Below are 18,729 nucleotides of genomic sequence, written 5' to 3' on the forward strand. Positions count from 1 at the left end.
ATACCTCGGGGTGAGCCTCAAAGAGGCGAGGGGCAGCGCCCCTTCACCCTTATTGCCGGGTGAAGGACTATCTTCCCCGCCGGAACGCCGCCTTGAGCTCATGTGGGTAGAATGCCCCCAATGCCCGACCGATTACAAAATAGCTCACCATGCCAAGACCGACCAACCCAGCTAAAGCAAGGTAACGCCAGCCAGTCGCTGCAAGCGCTGGCCCGAGGATCAACAGGCCACACCAAAGGACTGCTCCCATTCCAATGGCAGCAAAAGAGATCCGCCAGATCCGACGTTTGAAACGCGCATCAAACCGTGCAACCTCACCAAAACGACGACCGCCAATCAGCAGAAGGATCGCCATGAACCAACCTGCAACCGTCGTCGCAATGGCTGGCGCAATCCAGCCCAGTATCGGTGCCAGACCAATGGCCAGCACCGCATTCACCACCATCGACCAAAGCGCGTAGCGGAAGGGCGTTTTGGTGTCTTCGCGAGCATAAAACAGCGGTTGAAGCACTTTCTGGAGGACAAATGACGGCAGTCCAAGGCCGTAGATCGCCACCGCCATCGCAATGGCCGCACTGTCATCTGATCCGGTCTGGCCGCGTTCAAACAGGACGGATACAAGCGGGAGCGGCATTACAATCAAAGCCACGGCTGCGGGCACAGTCAGCGCAAGCGAGACTTCACCGGCACGGGAGTAGGCCTCTCGTGCGCCGTCATGATCTTCGGCCCTCAGGCGGCGTGCAAGATCAGGCAATAGAACGATGCCGACAGCAATGCCGACAACACCCAATGGCAGTTGGTAGAGGCGGTCGGCAGCATAAAGCCACCCCACGGCCTTCTCGAAATTCGACGCCACTTGTTGACCGACCAGAAGGTTGATCTGCATGACACCCCCAGAAAGGGCCGCCGGGATCGCAATGGTTACAAGCTGCTTCATCTCGGGTGTCCAGCGCGGACGTCCCGGCATCAACGAGACGCCAGCGCGACGAGCTGCGACCCAGACGATGCCCAGATGAACGACGCCTGCCAAGGGCACCATCCAAACCACCCACCAGATCACTTCGCCACCGAACAGGTTGCCTGCCAACAGGGCTCCAATGACCAGAATATTCAGAAACACGGGGGCCGCTGCCGCTGCCGCAAAGTGACCCGCAGCATTGAGCACCCCTGAGGCCAGGGCTGCCAGTGAGATGAACAGGATATAGGGGAACATGACCCGGCCATACCCAACGGTCAGGTCAAAGCTCTCGGTTCCGGCAAATCCACCTGCGGTGGCCCAGACGAGGGCGGGCATGAACAAAAGCGCCAATCCGGTCAGAATCAACAGCACAAAAGATAACCCGCTCATCGCTTCGCGGGCAAATCCCTGTGCGTCTTCACCCGCCTCATAGCGTTTGGAAAACATCGGCACAAAAGCCGCATTGAACGCGCCTTCGCCAAAGAAGCGGCGGAACATATTGGGCAGGCGAAAGGCTGCTACAAAGGCGTCCAGCACGGGGCCGGGGCCGATATAGGCGAGCAGGAACACTTCGCGCACCAACCCCAGTACGCGGCTCATGAGCGTCCAGAATCCGACGGTCATCACTCCGGAGATCAAGCGGATCGGTTTCATGCCTGTGCTCTTTTCGCCCCTTTTTCGATGGCCTCTTGCAGCCGTTTTTCCAGAACCTTCTGCTTGTGCTCTGCGTGGAATTTCAGGCCGAACATGTCCTTGACGTAAAAGCTGTCCACCACCTGCTCCCCATAGGTCGCGATGACCGCTGATGCGATATAGACATTGCTGTCAGCGAGTGTCCGGGTCAGGTCATAAAGAAGTCCGGGCCGGTCGCGCGTGTCCACTTCGATGATCGTATAGATCTCGGAGCCCTCATTGTCGAAGGTAATGGTGGTGGGCACTCTAAACGCGCGTTCGCGCTTTTTCATCTTGTCGCGATCGGCCATCGCCTCGCGTGCCACAACTTCACCTTTCAGGATCTTGTTGATCATCTGGGTCAGGCGGCGTTTCTTGCCGATGTCAAACGGGCTGCCGTCGGCGTCCTGCACCCAGAAACAGGCTGTGGCATAGCCGTCTTTTGACGTATAGGTGCGCGCGTCCACAATGTTGGCACCGACCAGCGTGAGCGCCCCTGCAAGGCGTGAGAAAATGCCCGGATGATCTGCCAGCACACAATAGACACGGGTCACATCCCGGTCTTCGTCATGCTCCAGCTCGACCCGCACCTCGTCATCCCCGATGCCATGCAGGAGATCGGCGAACACCATATGGGCGGTGACATGCAGCCCCTGCCAATAAGCGTCATAGTGGCGCTTGGTTTCTGCTTTCAATGCCTTGGCTGACCAGTCGGGCAGAGCGTCGCGCAGCGCCTTCTTGGCCTCTGCCCCCCGGTTTGCACGGCTCAGCTCTTCCATCCCACCTTCCAGAACCCGACGAGTCTGGTTGTAAAGTGTGCGAATGAGCGTGGCTTTCCAGTTGTTCCAAGTGTCCGGTCCAACACCGCGAATATCACAGACAGTCAGCACGGTGAGCAGATCCAGCCGGCGCACCGAGCGCACCGCCTTCGCAAAATCACGCACCGTACGCGGGTCAGCAATATCGCGTTTCTGCGCCATGTCGGACATCAGCAGGTGATATCGCACCAGCCATTCGACGGTTTCACACTCCTTCGGTGTCAGCCCCAGACGGGGCGCGACTTTACGGGCGATCTGCGCCCCCAGCACCGAATGGTCCTGCGGCCGCCCCTTGCCGATGTCATGCAACAGCATCGCCACCATCAGGGTCTTGCGATTGACCCCTTTATCGATGATTTCCGAGCTGATCGGCAGCTCGTCCTCCAACTCGTGCCGCTCAATCCGGGCAAAATTCGAGATCACCTGGATGGTGTGCTCGTCCACCGTATAGGAATGATACATGTTGAACTGCATCATCGCCACGATCGGCTCAAACTCCGGGATGAAGGCCGCAAGTACCCCGAGTTCATTCATCCGGCGCAGGGCGCGTTCCGGGTTGCCGTGCTTCAAAAGCAGGTCGAGGAAGATCCGCACCGCTTCCTTGTCCTGCCGCATTTCGTCATCAATCAGATGCAGGTTGGCCGAAACCAGTCGCATGGCGTCCGGATGGATCAACATGCCGGTGCGCAGACCTTCCTCAAAAAGCCTGAGCAGGTTCAGCTTGTCGGACAGAAAGCTGATGGGCTTGGCTACATCCAGTCGACCTTGATTGACGGTAAATCCGGCTTTGACCTTTTTGCGCCGCTTCAAAAGCCGCATCAGCGCAGGTTCTTTCTTTAGGTGTTGTGCCTCAAGTGCGGTCAGGAAGATGCGGGTCAGTTCACCCACTTGCGTTGCATGGCGGAAATAGGCCTGCATGAAATGCTCGACCCCGCGCCGCCCGCCCTTGTCCTTGAACCCAAGCCGATCGGCGATTTCGACCTGCAGGTCAAAGGTGATCTGTTCGGTGGGGCGATTGGTCAGGAGATGCAGTTGGCATCGGGTCGCCCAAAGGAACTCATCCGCTTTGCGGAAGGTTTGATATTCCTCTTCGGTAAAGACCCCTAGCCCCACCAGTTCCGATGTGTCCATCACCCGGTGTTGGTATTTCGCGACCCAATAAAGTGTCTGAAGGTCGCGCAGACCACCTTTGCCCTCTTTCACATTGGGTTCGACAACATAGCGCTGCCCACCCTGCTTCTTGTGGCGGGCATCCCGCTCGGCCAGCTTCGCTTCAATGAACTCGGGCAAGGTGCCCTTGAACAGATCCTTCCACAGCCGATCCGTGAGTTCTGCCGCAAGTTTGGCGTCCCCTCCGATGGCGCGCTGTTCCAGAAGGGCGGTGCGGATGGTGAAATCTTCGCGCCCCAACCGCAGGCAATCCTCGATGGTGCGAGCGGAGTGGCCCACTTTCAGGCGCAGATCCCAGAGCATGTAAAGCATGCTTTCGATCACACTCTCGGCCCAGGGTGTTATCTTATAGGGGGTGAGGAACAACAGATCCACGTCCGATTGAGGCGCCATTTCACCCCGCCCATATCCTCCTACGGCGCAAACGGCGATCCGTTCCGATTTGGTTGGCGTGCTCAGCGGATGCAATATTTCCGTCGCCACGCGAAAGATACTGCGCACAATCCCATCGGTCAGATAGGCATAAGATGCGGTGGCCTGATAGGCCGCAAACGGCGTTTCGGTCAGGGCATCTGCGATGACCTTGCGCCCTGACTTCATGGCATCTCTCAGGGCGGCGACGGTCAGTTTCCGCCGCGCCGCATCATCTTTCGCATTCTCAAGATCCGGCACCAATTCACGCCAAAGGGCACCCTCGTCAAAAATGACGCTGGGGGGGCAGATCAGCTCGTCTGCCTGGGCGAAAGGCTGTGTTAACGCGTCAGAATCCGGCACCGGCAAAGCTTCTCGGTGCTGGGTTGATGACCACAACGTTATTGTTCTGGATCTGCGCCACGGCAAGCCCCCGTTCATTGGTACCGTCAGCGCGCAGGCGGAAGATGCCGTTCACGCCGGCAAAACCTTGTGCCTGTGTCAATGCGCTGGTGGTCAAAGCGTTGGATTGGCCCGATTTTGCCAAGGCCCCGATCGCGGCAATCCCATCATAGGCCAGCCCGGCAATCGGGTGCGGCGGGGTGCCATACCGCGCTTCATAGCGCGAGCGGAACTGAGCGTTCAGAGCAGGGTCCGGAATGGCAAACCATCCCCCTTGCAAGCCCGGCAGACTGGTGGCAGTTGCCGGAATGTCCCAACGTTGCAATCCGACCAGTTGCACACTGCCCGGTGCCACACCGTTTTCCGGCAAAAGCCCGGCCAGGAACGGCAGGGCGCCAGATGTGCCCGAGGTCAGGAATACGGACTGCGCACCAGAGTTTTTCACTTTTCTGCTGATGTCGGGTATCGCGTTAACGATCCCATTCTGCGACAGCTCAAAGCTGCTTACGCCAGACAGCGTGGCTCCAGCGGTAGACACAGCACGCTGAATGGCGGCCGCACCGGCAATTTCCGATCCGTCATTGCCATGCACGACCATGATATTGCCTTTGCCTCGGGATTTGGCAAAACTCACCAGTCGGCGGGCTGTGTTGTCAAACGTGTTGCCCAGTACAAAGACATTACCGCCTGCGATGGTCGGGTTGTTTGAGAAGCTCAACACATTCACATTGCGGCTGGCAACAGCCAGCCCAGCTGCGTTGGCATTCTTGGCAAAGACCGGCCCCAACAGGATCTTGGCCCCGTCCCGCACCGCTTCCACCGCCACCGCTGCCGATTGGTTGGGATTTGCGGCGGTGTGATAGACACGCAGGTCGATTGTGACACCCGAAAGTTCGGACATCGCCAGCCGAGCAGCATTTTCCAGAGAAGACGCCAAAACCGCATCCGTTGAAGAACCAGATCCGCCGGGCACCAGAAGGGCCACGGGAACGGGTTTGGACGGATTGATCTTCTGTCCCCCGCCGGATGAGGTCTGAACATTACAGGCCGTTAGAAAAATGAGCGAAGCAATTGAAATCGCGGCCGCAGCTGACTTGCGGGCACGCTGGAAAACAGCGAACATGAACCATCCTCTCTCGGATACATATAGCGCGGCCAGGCCGCTCCTAAAGACACCAACATAATAGTCACCAAAAACAGCAGGTCCAGTGTGAAACCCCAAAACTCTCCCCTCGACGCCGGGCTCTATCTGGTGGCGACACCAATCGGAAACGCACGCGACATAACGCTGCGCGCCCTTGATATCCTTGCATCCGTTGATGTGATTGCCGCCGAAGACACGCGCACGGCGCGTAAGCTTATGGATATACACGGAATTCCATTGGGGGGGCGCAAGCTGATACCCTATCATGACCACTCCGGTCAGAACGGACGAGATGGGATCCGGAAACTCATTTCGGAAGGGTGCTCGGTGGCTTATGTCAGTGAGGCTGGCACGCCACTTGTTGCCGATCCCGGTTATGCGCTGGCCAGAGATGTGGCCGCTGATGAGGCTGTGGTCACCGCAGCCCCCGGTGCCTCGGCGGTACTGACCGCGCTGAGCCTGTCAACACTTCCCTCCGATAGGTTTCTCTTTGCCGGTTTCCCCCCTCAAGCCAAAGGCGCCCGAAAGACTTGGCTGGCCGAGGTATTGGCGGTCGAGGCAACCCTTGTTCTTTACGAAAGCCCAAAGCGGATTAACCGCCTGTTAGGAGAAATCTGCTCTCTTAAAGCGGAAACCCGTCCCGCTGCGATCTGTCGAGAATTGACCAAACGATTCGAAGAGGTGTTGCGCGGGTCAGTTCAGGAGCTCTTTGACGCACTTCAGGACAGGACACTAAAAGGTGAGATTGTTCTGGTCATCGGGCATCAGGCCAAAGAGGTTCAGGAAGATACTATGGAAGAGGCCTTGCGGAAAGCGATGGGTGAGATGTCAAAAAAGGATGCCGTGGCCTTTGTTGCCGAAGCATTGGGACTGCCTCGCCGCAAAGTTTATCAGGCGGCACTGGAGCTGGAGAAAGACTGATGTCAGGAAAAACATCTTACCTTGCGGGACTTGCTGCGGAAAAAACGATCGAAGCGGATTATGTCAGCAAGGGGCATGGGATCGCCGCCCGTCGTTGGCGCGGGTCTCGCGGTGAAATTGACATCGTGGCGACAGACGGAGACGGCTTCATCTTCATAGAGGTCAAGAAGGCCCGGGATTTCGCCCGTGCCGCTGAACGGGTCAGCCGCGGGCAAATGCATCGCATTCTTGGGGCCGCCAGCGAGTTTGTTGCCAAACATCCAAAGGGATTGCTGACACCGATGCGATTTGATGTGGCGTTGGTCAATCAATCAGGAGAACGTAGAATTCTGGAAAATGCGTTTGCCTATTGAGTTAGGTGCAACCCACAAACGCAGGCAATTTTGCTTCTGCCATTGATCTCGACACTTGGCTGCTCCATGTAAGACAAAACACTCAGGAGCCGCACAGGAGCCAGCATGTCACTGAAAGTCGCCCTTCAGATGGACCCCATTGACCGGGTCGATATCGATGCAGATAGCACCTTTCGAATTGCCGAAGAGGCGCAAAAGCGTGGGCATGAACTGTTTTTCTACACACCAGACCATTTGAGCTTCCGTGAAGGGCATGTGATGGCGCGGGGGCATCGCATTGAGCTGCGCCGTGAGAAGGGCAACCACGTCACCATGGGGCCGCAGGAGGATATTGATTTGGCGGATTGGGATGTGATCTGGCTGCGCCAGGATCCTCCTTTTGACATGGGATATATCACGTCCACCCATCTGCTGGACATGATTCACCCAAAGACGCTGGTGGTGAATGATCCCTTCTGGGTGCGCAACTACCCGGAAAAGCTGCTGGTATTGCAATTCCCGGATCTCACCCCACCAACTATGATTGCCCGTGATTTTGACACGTTGAAATCTTTCAAGAACACCCACGGGGACATCATCCTGAAACCTCTCTACGGCAATGGCGGCGCTGGGGTGTTCCGCTTGGAACATGGTGATCGCAACCTAGCTTCGCTGCATGAACTCTTTATGGGCATCAACCGCGAGCCGCTGATCGCGCAGAAATTCCTGCCTGATGTATCGAATGGCGACAAGCGTATCATTCTGGTGGATGGCGAACCGGTTGGCGCAATTAACCGGGTGCCCGCCGCTGGTGAAACCCGATCGAACATGCATGTCGGCGGACGCCCGGAAAAGATTGGCTTGACCGAACGCGACATCGAAATCTGCGCCGCCATCGGCCCGCTTCTGCGCGAAAAAGGCCAGATCTTTGTGGGGATCGACGTGATTGGCGACTACCTGACTGAGATCAACGTGACCTCACCCACCGGCATTCAGGAACTTGAACGCTTTGATGGTACCAATACCGCCGAACTGATCTGGCAGGCCATCGAGGCCAAAGTCGGATAGCCCAATGAGCCGTCGTCTCATCTGGTTCAATCGGTTCTCGCGCAGGGTTATTAAACCCGCGCTCACACGGATCGGAGATCCAAAGCTGGCGCGTCGGGGATTGGGGCTGGGGGTCGCGGTCGGCGCCGGATTTGGGGTGCTGTTTCGCCCCCCGCCTCAAACTCGCATCCGCGAGGGAAATCTCGGATCAATTCCGTGTCAATGGGTGGTCAATCGCGAAGACACCCACCCGCCTCACCCGGACAGGGTTATGCTGTATCTGCATGGGGGCGGCTATGTGGCAGGTTCACCGCAGGATTACACGCATCTTCTTGCGCGCCTCGCGCGCCTCACTCAGATGAAAGTCTGTGCGCCAAATTATCGCAAAGCGCCAGAGCATCCCTTTCCGGCCGCGTTTGATGATGTGGTTGCTGCATATGAGGGATTATTGGAAGACGGATATGCACCGGGTCAGATCGTCATTGGTGGAGACAGTGCTGGCGGCGGACTGGCATTTGCACTTCTCGCACATCTCAACGCGCAAAATATGGTTCCTCATAGTGTTTTCGCCTTCTCGCCTTTCACAGATGCGACATTCTCAGGACTGTCCATGAGCGAGAATGTCGAACTGGATCCGATGTTGCCGGCGGAAATGCGCGATGAGGTTGCGACGTGGATCCTCTCCGGTCACGCGCCGGAAGATCCCCGGATTTCTCCCTTATTTGCGCCATTCTCTGCGCCGCTCCCTCCGGTTTTTTTACAAGTGTCCAACACCGAGATTTTGCGGGATGACAGTCTGCGTCTGGCGGAGAAACTCCGCGCGGCTGGTGCGGAAGTCACAGTGGATCTTTGGGCGGACACACCGCATGTCTGGGTGTTCTTTTCGCGTTTGCTGCCGGAAGCGAAAGAAGCGCTGCGTCGGGTTGCGAAATTTGTTCAGGACGTGGATGCGATGGAAAGGCGATAGCTGGCCGCTTCTGCGACGTGGTGGCGCGCCACCTGATCGGACCCTTCCAAGTCGGCGATGGTACGCGCCACACGAAGAATGCGGTGATAACCACGTGCCGACAGGCCAAACCGGTCGGCGGCCTTGATCAAAAGGGCGCGGCCTTCGGCATCAGGTGTGGCCACACTTGTCAAAAGATCTCCTTCAATGTCGGCATTGACCCGAACCTGATGGTGTCCTTTGTATCGGTCCGTCTGCATCTCGCGTGCGCGCATCACCCGGTTTGCCACGATGGCAGAGCTGTCGCCGTCGGGGGGCAAATCAAGGTCCCGCATTTCAACGCGGGGGACATCCACGCGCAAATCAAACCGATCAAGAAGCGGGCCGGAGAGCCGCCCCAGATAGGCGTCTCCACAGCCGGGCGCTTTCGGGCAGGCCATGCTCGCATCCCCGAGATGCCCGCATTTGCAGGGGTTTGCCGCAGCGATCAGCAGGAATTTACAGGGATAGGTGATATGGGCATTGGCGCGGGCGATCATGACCTCACCTGTCTCAATCGGTTGTCGCAGGGTTTCGAGTGTCTGACGGTTGAACTCAGGCAGTTCATCCAGAAACAGCACGCCGTTATGGGCGAGGCTGACCTCACCCGGACCAGCCCCGCGCCCTCCGCCGACGATCGCCGCCATGGACGCAGTGTGATGGGGTTCGCGAAACGGACGGGTGCGGGAAATGCCGCCTTCTTCCAGGACACCAGCAAGCGATTGCACCATCGAGGTTTCGAGGGCTTCGGTTGGAGAGAGCGGTGGCAGGATCGACGGCAGCCGGGCGGCGAGCATGGATTTCCCTGACCCGGGGCTGCCCACCATCATCATATGATGTCGCCCGGCGGCGGCGATTTCCAAGGCGCGCTTGGCCCGGGCCTGACCGCGCACGTCACGCAGGTCTTTGCCTCCTACCGGTGTATCTACTGTGCCGGGATCTGCGGGGGAAAGGGGGGATTGGCCGGTGAAATGCTGAATAAGGGCCGCCAGAGTGGCCGGTGCCAACACTTTTGCGGCGCCCACCCAAGCGGCTTCCGGTCCGCAGGCGCGGGGGCAGATGAGTGCCCGGTTTTCTTCGGCTGCGGCCATGGCGGCGGGCAGAGCGCCAATGACGGGAAGCAGCTCGCCATCCAGAGACAGTTCTCCCAGCGAAATTGTTCCGGCCACATCCTCTTTCGGTAGGATGTCGATGGCGGCAAGGAGCGCAAGCGCGATGGGCAGGTCGAAATGTGATCCGATCTTGGGCAGATCGGCAGGGGACAGGTTGATGGTGACTTTTTGGGCTGGAAGCGCGATGGAAAGTGCTGCAAGGGCCGCGCGCACCCGTTCCTTGGCTTCTGACACCGCTTTGTCCGGCAGACCGACAATGGCGAAGCCGGGCAGGCCGGGGGTGAGCGCACATTGCACTTCCACGGGGCGTGCGCGGATGCCTTCAAAGGCGACGGTATAGGCGTGGGCGACCATGATTTTCCAACCCTGTTATCGTTGGTGCCAAGCTATCGTAATCTTGGTGAAGAATTGGTTAACGCCGCATTGTTGGGCAAGGGGCGTTGCCCCTCTTGGCCCCGATTTTCATCGGAGCCAATTCACCCCAAGGTATTTGAGGCAAGAAAAAAGGTGGGGTCAGCCAGTGTGCGCCACGACCATTTGCAAGAAGGCAGGCCAGGCTTCTGGGTCATTCACGGTCTTGTCGCGGCAGGTCGGGTTACAAAAGCCCCATACCCTCCCGTCCATTTCAAGGAAATCCGTCACCGGATCTCCGGAATAGGGGCAGGTGGTGTTGATTGAAAGACCGCCACAGGGTGTTGTGGGCCGCGGTGTAGGGCCGGGCCAATCTGTGAGCGTGCGTCCTTCGATATAGGGCACGGGGTCATAGGAGATGGTCAGGCCCAGCGCGCGCCAGCGGCGGAAGGCGAGATCATGAAGGTGCAGGTCGACATAGGCTTGTGCCTCGAGGCTGACCGACAGGCCGAACCCGGCGATCCGGGCAGCAACCGGGGCGAAAAAGACATCTGCCAGAGAATAGGTACCAAAGAGCCAGGGACCATCTTCGCCATGGCGGGTGCGTGCCAGAGACCAAAGTTCTTCGATCCGCGCAAGGTCTGTCTTGACCTCGTCAGACACGACGAAATCCGCCACTGTACCCAAGAGCTGCATCGGGCAGTCGTCGCGCAGCGCGCCAAACCCGGAATGCATTTCGGCGACCAGCCAGCGGGCAAGCGCGCGGGCGGAGGGGTCTTTGGGCCAGAGGCCTGCATCCGGGTGACGTTCATGTAAGGTCTCGGCCATTGCGAGCGTGTCGCCCACCACGGTGCCATCCGGGCTGCGCATCACCGGCACAAATCGGGCAGGGGCGAGTGGCTCAAGATCTTCCTTGAGCGTTCCGGAATACAGTCCCACCCGTGTTGTGTTTACGGGAAGGTCGAATTTCTCAAACATGAGCCAGCCGCGCAGCGACCAGCTGGAAAAGGTGCGATCACCAATAAAAAGATCATAGGTCATAGGGGTATCCTATGGCGAGGTATTGTTCTGGCAAATGTTAATCTGTGAAGGAGTTCATCAGGGCAGGTGATTGATTGACTGCACCGACCAATCCCTTCCGTCCCAATCGAGACGTGTGACAGAGAGATTGTCGATCTCGTGGCCAAGCGCCTGATAGGGTGTCATTTTCCCGGCCATGGCGATCTGGGTCAGGATCACGCCAAAATGGGCCACGGCAACGATGTCACGATGTTGGCCATTGAGCCGCTCGACCACTTGCCCCACACGGGCTGCGAGCTGGTTCCAGCTTTCCCCCTCAGGGGCTTCGATATCTCCCGGCTCTTCCCAGAAGAGGCGCGCGTGCTCTGGGTCGCGGGCGGACATGTTGCTCCAATGCATCCCGTCCCACAGGCCGAAATCAAATTCACGCAGGTCGGTGTCATGGGGCAGACGCAGGCGCGGACCTTGAATGGCAGTGGCCGTGTCGACTGAGCGGATCAGGTCGGAGGAGATCACGGCGGCGTCTTGGGGTAGGTGATCAGACAAGCGCGCGAGCGTGGCAGTGTCAGATAGGTCTGCCGGCAGATCGCGCCATCCCACCATGTTCTTGGCGTGCGTCGGCCCGTGGCGCACCCACCACCAGGAGGTCACGCTCATATCACACCCTCGGGAAGCGCGCCTTTGAGGGCTAATGGCAGCCCGGCCATCACCGTGACTACCAGATCGGCGCGCGCGGCGAGCCGTTGGTTAAGCTCTCCCTGTGCTTGACGGAACTGGCGAGCGAGCCGGTTTTCAGGAACGATCCCGGCGCCGACCTCGTTTGAGACCATGACCACGGGGGCGAGGCAGGCGGCCAGAGCATCGAAAAGCGCAGTCTCTGATTTTTGAAGGTCAGCGTCGGCAGAGAGCTGGTTCGACAGCCACATGGTGGCGCAGTCAAACAGTACAACTTCTTCCGCGCATGCCTCCGCTAATGCGGGTGCCACATCGTCGGGGGCTTCAATTGTACGCCACCCCGCGCCGCGTCGGTCCTGATGTTTGGCGATTTTCGCTTCCATCTCGCCATCAAAGGCTTGCGCGGTGGCGATATAAACCATCGGCCGCGATGTGGCCGCGACAAGATGCTCCGCATAGTGTGACTTGCCCGAGGCGGCGCCACCCAATACCAAAGTCAGAGAGGGGAGTGTGATCGTCATGCCCCCAGATACCATTCCGACCGGCGGGGGGCTAGCCAAGATGCGACGCTTCCCGGTTGTCGGGCGATTTCATTGAGGTGGGTCATGCGTTTCATATTTCCGTTGCTTGTCGCGGTTCCCGGTTTGGCGTTTGCACAGGATGATGACAAAGTGATGCAGGCCGCGGATGTGGTGATCCTTGGCGAAGTGCACGACAACCCGGCCCATCACGCCAATCAAACTGTAATGGTGAAATCGATCCGTCCGGCAGCGATTGTTGCCGAAATGCTGACGCCTGAACAGGCGGCGCAACTGGCCAAAGATCCAGAAGCCTATCGTCACATCTGGAACGCTTCGGGCTGGCCGGATTATGATATGTACTTGCCGATCTTTACTGCTGAGGACGCGCCGCTATTTGGGGCTGCCGTACCCCGTGACGTGGCCCGGATGGTGTACTCAGAAGGGATAGAGGCGCATTTTGATGGGGATGCCTTGGCTTATGGGCTCACTGATCCCTTGCCGGAAGAGCAGGAGGCTGCGCGGCTGGACCTGCAGTTTGGTGCACATTGCGAGGCTATGCCGCGTGAGGCGTTGGGCGGGATGATTGAAATCCAGCGCCTGCGCGATGCGACGCTTGCCAAGGCCGCTATTGATGCCATTGACGAAACCGGTGGGCCGGTGGTGGTGATCACGGGCAATGGGCATGCGCGCAGGGATTGGGGTGTGCCGAGCTATATTGGCCGTGTGCGTCCAGATCTCACCGTCTTCAGCCTCGGGCAGGGGGAAGATGGGGGCATGCCAGACGGCGGATTCGATCAGGTGTTGGATGCCCCTGCGGTTGACCGCCCGGATCCCTGTCTGGAATTTGGTAAACCTTCGGAATAGGCGCTGACCATTGAACCTGCGGGCTCAAGGGCTTAACACTTTGTGGAACGTCCCCTTCCAAGGGGATCAGAACCCATAAAAGGTGACGCCATGCTGGCAGGCAAACATATCCTTCTGATCATCGGTGGCGGAATCGCTGCGTTCAAATCGCTTGACCTGATCAGGCGCCTGCGCGAGCGGGGCGCTGAGGTGACGCCCGTGATCACCAAGGCCGGGCAGGAGTTTGTCACACCATTGTCTGCTTCCGGTCTTGCTGCCCGCAAGGTCTATACCGAGCTTTTCGACCTCACCGATGAGGCTGAGATGGGCCATATTGAACTGAGCCGTTCCGCAGATTTGGTGGTGGTGGCCCCAGCAACCGCTGACTTGCTGGGCAAGATGGCCGGTGGGTTGGCAAACGACCTTGCCTCGACACTTCTGATGGCAACGGACAAGCGGGTCCTTGTGGCGCCCGCGATGAATGTGCGGATGTGGGAGCACCCTGCCTGCCAGCGTAATGTGGCGACACTTAAAGGTGATGGCGTCCTTTTTGTTGGTCCGAACGAAGGCGACATGGCCTGCGGTGAATACGGCCCGGGACGAATGTCAGAGCCGTTGGAGATTGTCGCCGCAGTCGAAGCCGCACTGAAAGACGGCCCTTTGAAAGGCAAACATGTGTTGGTGACGTCTGGGCCTACACATGAGCCAATTGATCCGGTGCGCTATATCGCCAACCGCTCGTCGGGGGCGCAGGGCACTGCGATTGCCAGGGCGCTGTCTGCATTGGGTGCAGAGGTGACTTTTGTGACTGGACCGGCAGATGTGCCGCCGCCTGAAGGTGTGCATGTGGTGAAGGTGCAATCCGCGCTTGAGATGTTGGATGCCGTGGAAAATGCGCTGCCTGCTGATGCCGGTGTGTTTGCCGCGGCCGTGGCCGATTGGCGCGTGGCATCTGCCAGCGACAGCAAGATCAAGAAAGACGGCAAAGGCTCGCTCCCGGTGCTGGAGTTTTCCGAAAACCCCGACATTCTGAAAATGGTCAGTCAGATGGGCAAGGGGCGCCCCGCATTGGTGGTGGGGTTTGCCGCGGAGACCGATGACGTGATTGCCAATGCCACCACCAAGCGAAAGCGCAAAGGGTGCGACTGGATTGTCGCCAATGATGTGAGCCCGGACACAGGCATCATGGGGGGCGCGGAAAACGCGGTCACTTTGATTTCGGAAGATGGCGCCGAGGACTGGCCACGGATGAGCAAGGATGAAGTCGCACGCGCATTGGCTGCACGGATTGCCGCGGCGTTGGAAAAGTGACTTTATTGCCTTCGGCGAGGATATTTTTGGCAAGAGGAAGAGGGCGCGCGGATGGGCCAACCTGTCATCAAGGTGCTGTGGGAAGAGTGGGCGGATCGTGAGGTCGCACTGCCATCTTATGAAACCGCAGGCGCGGCGGGGGCGGATATTCGTGCCAATCTGAAGCCGGAGGATCGGGATGCGGGGCTGGTGCTTTCCCCGATGGCGCGGATGATCGTCCCTACCGGGATCCGAGTTGAAATCCCTTTGGGGTTTGAAATGCAATTGCGCCCTCGATCCGGTTTGGCGATCAAACATGGGATCTCGCTGCCAAATACCCCGGGCACGATTGACAGCGATTATCGCGGGCCGCTGGGTGTGATCTTGATCAATTACGGAGACAGCGACTTTGTGATAGGCCACGGAGATCGCATTGCGCAGGCGGTGATTGCGCCGGTTTTACAGGCGCAATACGCGGTGGTTGATGACCTGTCGGACACCAAACGCGGGACAGGTGGTTTCGGATCGACGGGTCAAGGGTGATCGTCGGGCTTTAGGCCGAAAAATTAGGCGGAGAACAAGATGAGCTGGGTTCTATTCTGTGCAGCACTGATTTGGCTGGGCGGTGCCTATGTCGGGCTTTCGGTGCCACGGCGTTGGGTGATGACAGCCCTACTGGCGACGGTTGTCTTGCTAACCCATCTTGTGTTGCCCCCGGACAATACTCTGGTGCTGACACTTGGTGGCAGTTTCACCAGCTGGGCCGTTGGTCTTGGTGTTGTGGCGCTGGCCGGAGGTTATGGTGGTGCTGTCCGTTGGATCAAATCCCGCGCGCCCAAGGCACCGGATGCTGAACAGGAGGGTCCATTTTCGGATACGGAACTTGACCGCTATGCGCGTCACATTGTGTTACGCGAAATTGGTGGCCCTGGACAGGTCGCGCTGAAACAGGCACGTGTGCTTGTGGTTGGGGCCGGCGGGCTGGGGTCGCCTGCGCTGATGTATCTGGCTGCAGCGGGTGTTGGTACCATCGGTGTTATTGATGACGACGTGGTCGACAATTCCAACCTGCAGCGACAGGTGGTCCATCGCGATGTGGATATCGGGACGCCCAAGGTCTTTTCCGCCGAAGCGTTCATGCGCGCCCAGAACCCGGCCATTGAGGTCTTGCCGTTCAATCGCCGTCTGACCGAAGAGATCGCCGAAGATCTGATTGGTGATTTCGATCTGGTTCTGGAAGGCTCGGACAATTTCGAGACACGCTATCTGGTGAACCGGGTTGCTGCCAAGCTGGGCAAACCGGTGATCAGTGGGGCACTCAGCCAATGGGAAGGGCAGATCTCGACCTTTGACCCTGCCTCGGGTGGCCCTTGCTACCAATGCATCTTTCCCGAAGCCCCCGCTCCGGGGCTTGCCCCCAGTTGTTCCGAAGCCGGTGTGGTCGGCCCGCTGCCCGGCGTGATCGGGTCGATGATGGCGGTGGAGGCGATCAAGGAAATCACCGGCGCAGGAGAGGGGCTGCGCGGGCGGATGATGATCTACGATGCCATGTATGCCGAAACCCGGATGATCCGCATTTCCAAACGCGATGGATGTGAGACCTGTGACGCCCATCACACTTGACCCTTTGTCAGAAGCGGACGCGCCTGATTTGTTTGCGTTCGAGGTCGGAAACCGCGCTTGGTTTGAGAAATGGGTCGGTCCGCGCCCGGATAGCTATTGGGAACTCACATCGCTCACCCGGATCATCCGTGATCAGGTGGCGGAAGGGGAGCCGATGTTCCTGATCAAGCGTGATGGTGCAATCTTGGGGCGGCTGAACATCACCGGAGTGGACGGAGGAGTGGGGCTGCTCGGCTACCGGATAGGAGAGCGCCATGTGGGGCAGGGTGTGGCAAGTTGTGCCGTCGCGCTGGGACTTGATCGGGCACGCGCCCTGGGCCTTTGGGCGCTGGAGGCCTGTGTGCTCGATGACAATCCGGCGTCACGCCATATCCTTGAGAAAGCGGGGTTTCGTAAAATCAGTGTCACTGATCTGGATGGCTGCCAGATGATGCTTTTGCGTTGCGATCTGGATTGAATACATTTCTCATTTTCTGGTCAAAAATATCCCGGGGTCTGGTTCGCCCGAAGAACAGATGCAATCCGGGCATCAAAGCCCCCCATGCCTCGCGTCGTGCAGTGCAGCTCTTCGCGTTTGACGTGTCAGGGCTTGTCAAACAAGACCCGCTGGCCCTAGTCTCGGCAAGATAAAATTATTTCAAAACCATCTCTAGCTGTGGAGAATGTCATGAAGTTTCTTGCCCTTACCGCTGCCGCTCTGGTGCTTTTTGCCAACACCTCAATCGCCGCTGACCTTCCCGATCTGAGTGGAAAAACCGTGGTTGTCGTGACGGAGAACGCCTATCCGCCGCTGCAATTTGTTGACCCCAAATCCGGCGATGCCATTGGGTGGGAATATGATGCGATGGCAGATATTGCGAAACGCATCAACATCACTGTGGAGTATGACAACATTTCCTGGGATGCGATGATCCCGGCCGTGTCGGAAGGTCAGTTTGATCTGGGCATGACCGGCATCACCATTCGCGAAGACCGGGCAGAGAAGGTGGATTTTTCAGACGCCTATATGCGGTCTGAGATGATGATGATCGTGCGCAGTGAGGAAGACCGGTTTACCGACGCCAAAAGCTTTGCTGCAGGAGATGACCTGTTGATGGCAGCGCAGCCGGGCACCACGCCGTTTTACGTGGGGGTTTATGATGTGCTGGATGGGGATGAAGCCAACCCTCGCATCAAGCTGTTTGAAACCTTCGGGGCCACCGTGCAGGCGCTGCGCACAGGGGATGTGGATTTGGTCTTGTCGGACAGTACCGCCGCGAACGGTTATGTCGAGGCGTCCAATGGCGGGCTGAAAATCATCGGAGACACGCTCGGCACCGAAGATTTCGGATTTATCTTCCCGAAAGGGTCGGACCTCGTGGCGCCGATGAACGCGGCGATTGCGGCGATGAAAGCGGACGGCACGATTGATGCCTTGAACAAGAAATGGTTCCTTGATTACAAAATCGGCCAGTAAGCTACACGGAACGGGGGCTTCGGCCCCCCTTTCTTTTGAAGGTGAATATCACCCATGATGCCAACCCCTAAGCAGGATGATGACTTCCCCTGGTGGCTGGTGTTTGCCGTTGGGCTGGCTGGGCTTTTCCTCTATCGCATCATTATAGATGACATCTATCTGCAGGTGCTGCGCACGTTGGGCAAAGGCATCGGGATTACGATCTTTGTCACACTTGTGGGGTTTGCCTCTGCCTGTGTGATTGGATTGGGGTTGGCGGTGGCATCCCTGTCACGCTTTCAGATCCTGCGTCAGCTGTCGCGGTTTTACATCGAAATTATTCGCGGCATTCCGATCATTGTGCTGCTGCTCTACGTGGCCTTTGTCTTTGCCCCGGCGTTGGTGGCGGCACGCAATTGGGTGGGGGACCTTGCTGGGCTAGACCCTATCCGCACGCGCGAGTTTTCGCTGCTGTGGCGCGCGATTGTTGCGCTTACCATCGGCTATTCTGCCTTCATAGCCGAAGTGTTTCGTGCAGGGATTCAGGCGGTGGATGAAGGACAGATTGAGGCGGCCAAGGCGCTGGGCCTGAATGGCTGGCACCGATTTCGCCATATCATCTGGCCACAGGCCTTTCGCATGATCCTGCCCCCTTTGGGCAATGATTTTGTGGCGATGGTAAAGGACAGTTCGCTGGTATCGGTATTGGGGGTTGCCGATATTACCCAACTGGGCAAGGTCACGGCGGCTGGAAATTTCCGTTATTTCGAGACCTATAATGTGGTGGCATTTGTCTATCTGATGATGACGGTGAGCTTGTCGCTGGGCCTGAGGCGGTTGGAGAAGAGGTTGCGCGCAAAAGGCGAGGTTGAGCGGTAGACCGGTGGGCGCCGAAGCTAACGCTACTGGCGCGCTGTCGGTGGCTCACTGCGTGAGCTTCGGGGGTTTCACCCCCGGACCCCCAGGATATTTATGACCAGAAAATGTAGACGTGAGGGT

18 protein-coding genes are annotated in these 18,729 nt (G+C 58.3%); 11 read left to right on the forward strand and 7 right to left on the reverse strand.

Annotated elements, in window-relative coordinates:
- Nucleotides 1–67: 67 nt before the first annotated feature.
- From murJ to O2N63_RS05040, 3 genes are read right to left on the reverse strand one after another with little or no spacing between them, the layout of a single operon-like run.
- Nucleotides 68–1,612 carry a murein biosynthesis integral membrane protein MurJ gene (gene murJ / locus O2N63_RS05030; RefSeq protein WP_271053140.1) on the reverse strand — a complete coding sequence of 515 codons (1,545 nt, stop codon included), beginning with the start codon at nt 1,610–1,612 and terminating at the stop codon, nt 68–70.
- On the reverse strand, nt 1,609–4,470 hold the full coding sequence (locus tag O2N63_RS05035) for a [protein-PII] uridylyltransferase (RefSeq protein WP_271053141.1): 2,862 nt from the start codon (nt 4,468–4,470) through the stop codon (nt 1,609–1,611). The genes murJ and O2N63_RS05035 overlap by 4 nt, the downstream gene beginning before the upstream one ends.
- Nucleotides 4,379–5,554: a penicillin-binding protein activator gene (locus O2N63_RS05040; RefSeq protein WP_271053142.1), complete on the reverse strand. Its 1,176-nt coding sequence runs from the start codon at nt 5,552–5,554 to the stop codon at nt 4,379–4,381. Before O2N63_RS05040 ends, O2N63_RS05035 begins: the two co-directional genes overlap by 92 nt.
- A gap of 87 nt (nt 5,555–5,641) precedes the next feature.
- Here O2N63_RS05040 and rsmI point away from each other — a divergent pair, with 87 nt between their 5' ends.
- The 4 genes from rsmI to O2N63_RS05060 all read left to right on the forward strand — a co-directional run bounded on the left by rsmI (nt 5,642) and on the right by O2N63_RS05060 (nt 8,842).
- Nucleotides 5,642–6,496: a 16S rRNA (cytidine(1402)-2'-O)-methyltransferase gene (gene rsmI / locus O2N63_RS05045; RefSeq protein ID WP_271053143.1), complete on the forward strand. Its 855-nt coding sequence runs from the start codon at nt 5,642–5,644 to the stop codon at nt 6,494–6,496.
- Nucleotides 6,496–6,849, forward strand: coding sequence for a YraN family protein (locus O2N63_RS05050; RefSeq protein WP_271053144.1), 354 nt, complete (start codon nt 6,496–6,498; stop codon nt 6,847–6,849). Before rsmI ends, O2N63_RS05050 begins: the two co-directional genes overlap by 1 nt.
- Nucleotides 6,850–6,960: 111 nt before the next feature.
- Nucleotides 6,961–7,896, forward strand: coding sequence for a glutathione synthase (gene gshB, locus O2N63_RS05055; protein WP_456298401.1), 936 nt, complete (start codon nt 6,961–6,963; stop codon nt 7,894–7,896).
- A gap of 4 nt (nt 7,897–7,900) precedes the next feature.
- Nucleotides 7,901–8,842 (forward strand): alpha/beta hydrolase, encoded by a 942-nt coding sequence (locus tag O2N63_RS05060; protein WP_271053146.1) that lies wholly within the window; start codon nt 7,901–7,903, stop codon nt 8,840–8,842.
- Here the strand turns inward: O2N63_RS05060 and O2N63_RS05065 are convergent.
- The 4 genes from O2N63_RS05065 to cobU all read right to left on the reverse strand — a co-directional run bounded on the left by O2N63_RS05065 (nt 8,812) and on the right by cobU (nt 12,539).
- Nucleotides 8,812–10,326: a YifB family Mg chelatase-like AAA ATPase gene (locus tag O2N63_RS05065; RefSeq protein ID WP_271053147.1), complete on the reverse strand. Its 1,515-nt coding sequence runs from the start codon at nt 10,324–10,326 to the stop codon at nt 8,812–8,814. The two genes, O2N63_RS05060 and O2N63_RS05065, sit on opposite strands and share 31 nt — an antisense overlap.
- Nucleotides 10,327–10,485: 159 nt before the next feature.
- Nucleotides 10,486–11,364 (reverse strand): glutathione S-transferase, encoded by an 879-nt coding sequence (locus tag O2N63_RS05070; RefSeq protein WP_271053148.1) that lies wholly within the window; start codon nt 11,362–11,364, stop codon nt 10,486–10,488.
- Between the two features lie 57 nt (nt 11,365–11,421).
- Nucleotides 11,422–11,994, reverse strand: a complete 573-nt coding sequence (locus tag O2N63_RS05075; RefSeq protein ID WP_271053360.1) for a histidine phosphatase family protein — start codon at nt 11,992–11,994, stop codon at nt 11,422–11,424.
- 2 nt (nt 11,995–11,996) lie between these two features.
- Entirely contained in the window at nt 11,997–12,539 is a 543-nt protein-coding gene (gene cobU / locus O2N63_RS05080) for a bifunctional adenosylcobinamide kinase/adenosylcobinamide-phosphate guanylyltransferase (RefSeq protein WP_271053149.1), read from the reverse strand.
- 84 nt (nt 12,540–12,623) lie between these two features.
- Between cobU and O2N63_RS05085 the strand changes: the two genes are divergently transcribed.
- The 7 genes from O2N63_RS05085 (at nt 12,624) to O2N63_RS05115 (ending at nt 18,609) form a co-directional block, all read left to right on the forward strand.
- The gene (locus O2N63_RS05085; RefSeq protein WP_271053150.1) at nt 12,624–13,403 is read left to right on the forward strand and encodes a ChaN family lipoprotein; all 780 of its coding nucleotides are present in this window, start codon (nt 12,624–12,626) and stop codon (nt 13,401–13,403) included.
- Between the two features lie 90 nt (nt 13,404–13,493).
- Nucleotides 13,494–14,693, forward strand: a complete 1,200-nt coding sequence (gene coaBC, locus O2N63_RS05090) for a bifunctional phosphopantothenoylcysteine decarboxylase/phosphopantothenate--cysteine ligase CoaBC (protein WP_271053151.1) — start codon at nt 13,494–13,496, stop codon at nt 14,691–14,693.
- 51 nt (nt 14,694–14,744) lie between these two features.
- Nucleotides 14,745–15,215 carry a dUTP diphosphatase gene (dut, locus tag O2N63_RS05095; protein ID WP_271053152.1) on the forward strand — a complete coding sequence of 157 codons (471 nt, stop codon included), beginning with the start codon at nt 14,745–14,747 and terminating at the stop codon, nt 15,213–15,215.
- 39 nt (nt 15,216–15,254) lie between these two features.
- Nucleotides 15,255–16,295, forward strand: a complete 1,041-nt coding sequence (gene moeB, locus O2N63_RS05100; protein WP_271053153.1) for a HesA/MoeB/ThiF family protein — start codon at nt 15,255–15,257, stop codon at nt 16,293–16,295.
- A complete protein-coding gene (locus tag O2N63_RS05105; protein WP_271053154.1) occupies nt 16,261–16,752 on the forward strand; it encodes a GNAT family N-acetyltransferase in 492 nt (163 codons plus the stop codon). The genes moeB and O2N63_RS05105 overlap by 35 nt, the downstream gene beginning before the upstream one ends.
- 210 nt (nt 16,753–16,962) lie before the next feature.
- A complete protein-coding gene (locus O2N63_RS05110; RefSeq protein WP_271053155.1) occupies nt 16,963–17,751 on the forward strand; it encodes a transporter substrate-binding domain-containing protein in 789 nt (262 codons plus the stop codon).
- Nucleotides 17,752–17,808: 57 nt separating this feature from the next.
- Nucleotides 17,809–18,609: an amino acid ABC transporter permease gene (locus O2N63_RS05115; protein ID WP_271053361.1), complete on the forward strand. Its 801-nt coding sequence runs from the start codon at nt 17,809–17,811 to the stop codon at nt 18,607–18,609.
- Nucleotides 18,610–18,729 lie beyond the last annotated feature (120 nt).

Source organism: Aliiroseovarius salicola, assembly GCF_027891095.1.
GTDB lineage: Bacteria > Pseudomonadota > Alphaproteobacteria > Rhodobacterales > Rhodobacteraceae > Aliiroseovarius > Aliiroseovarius salicola.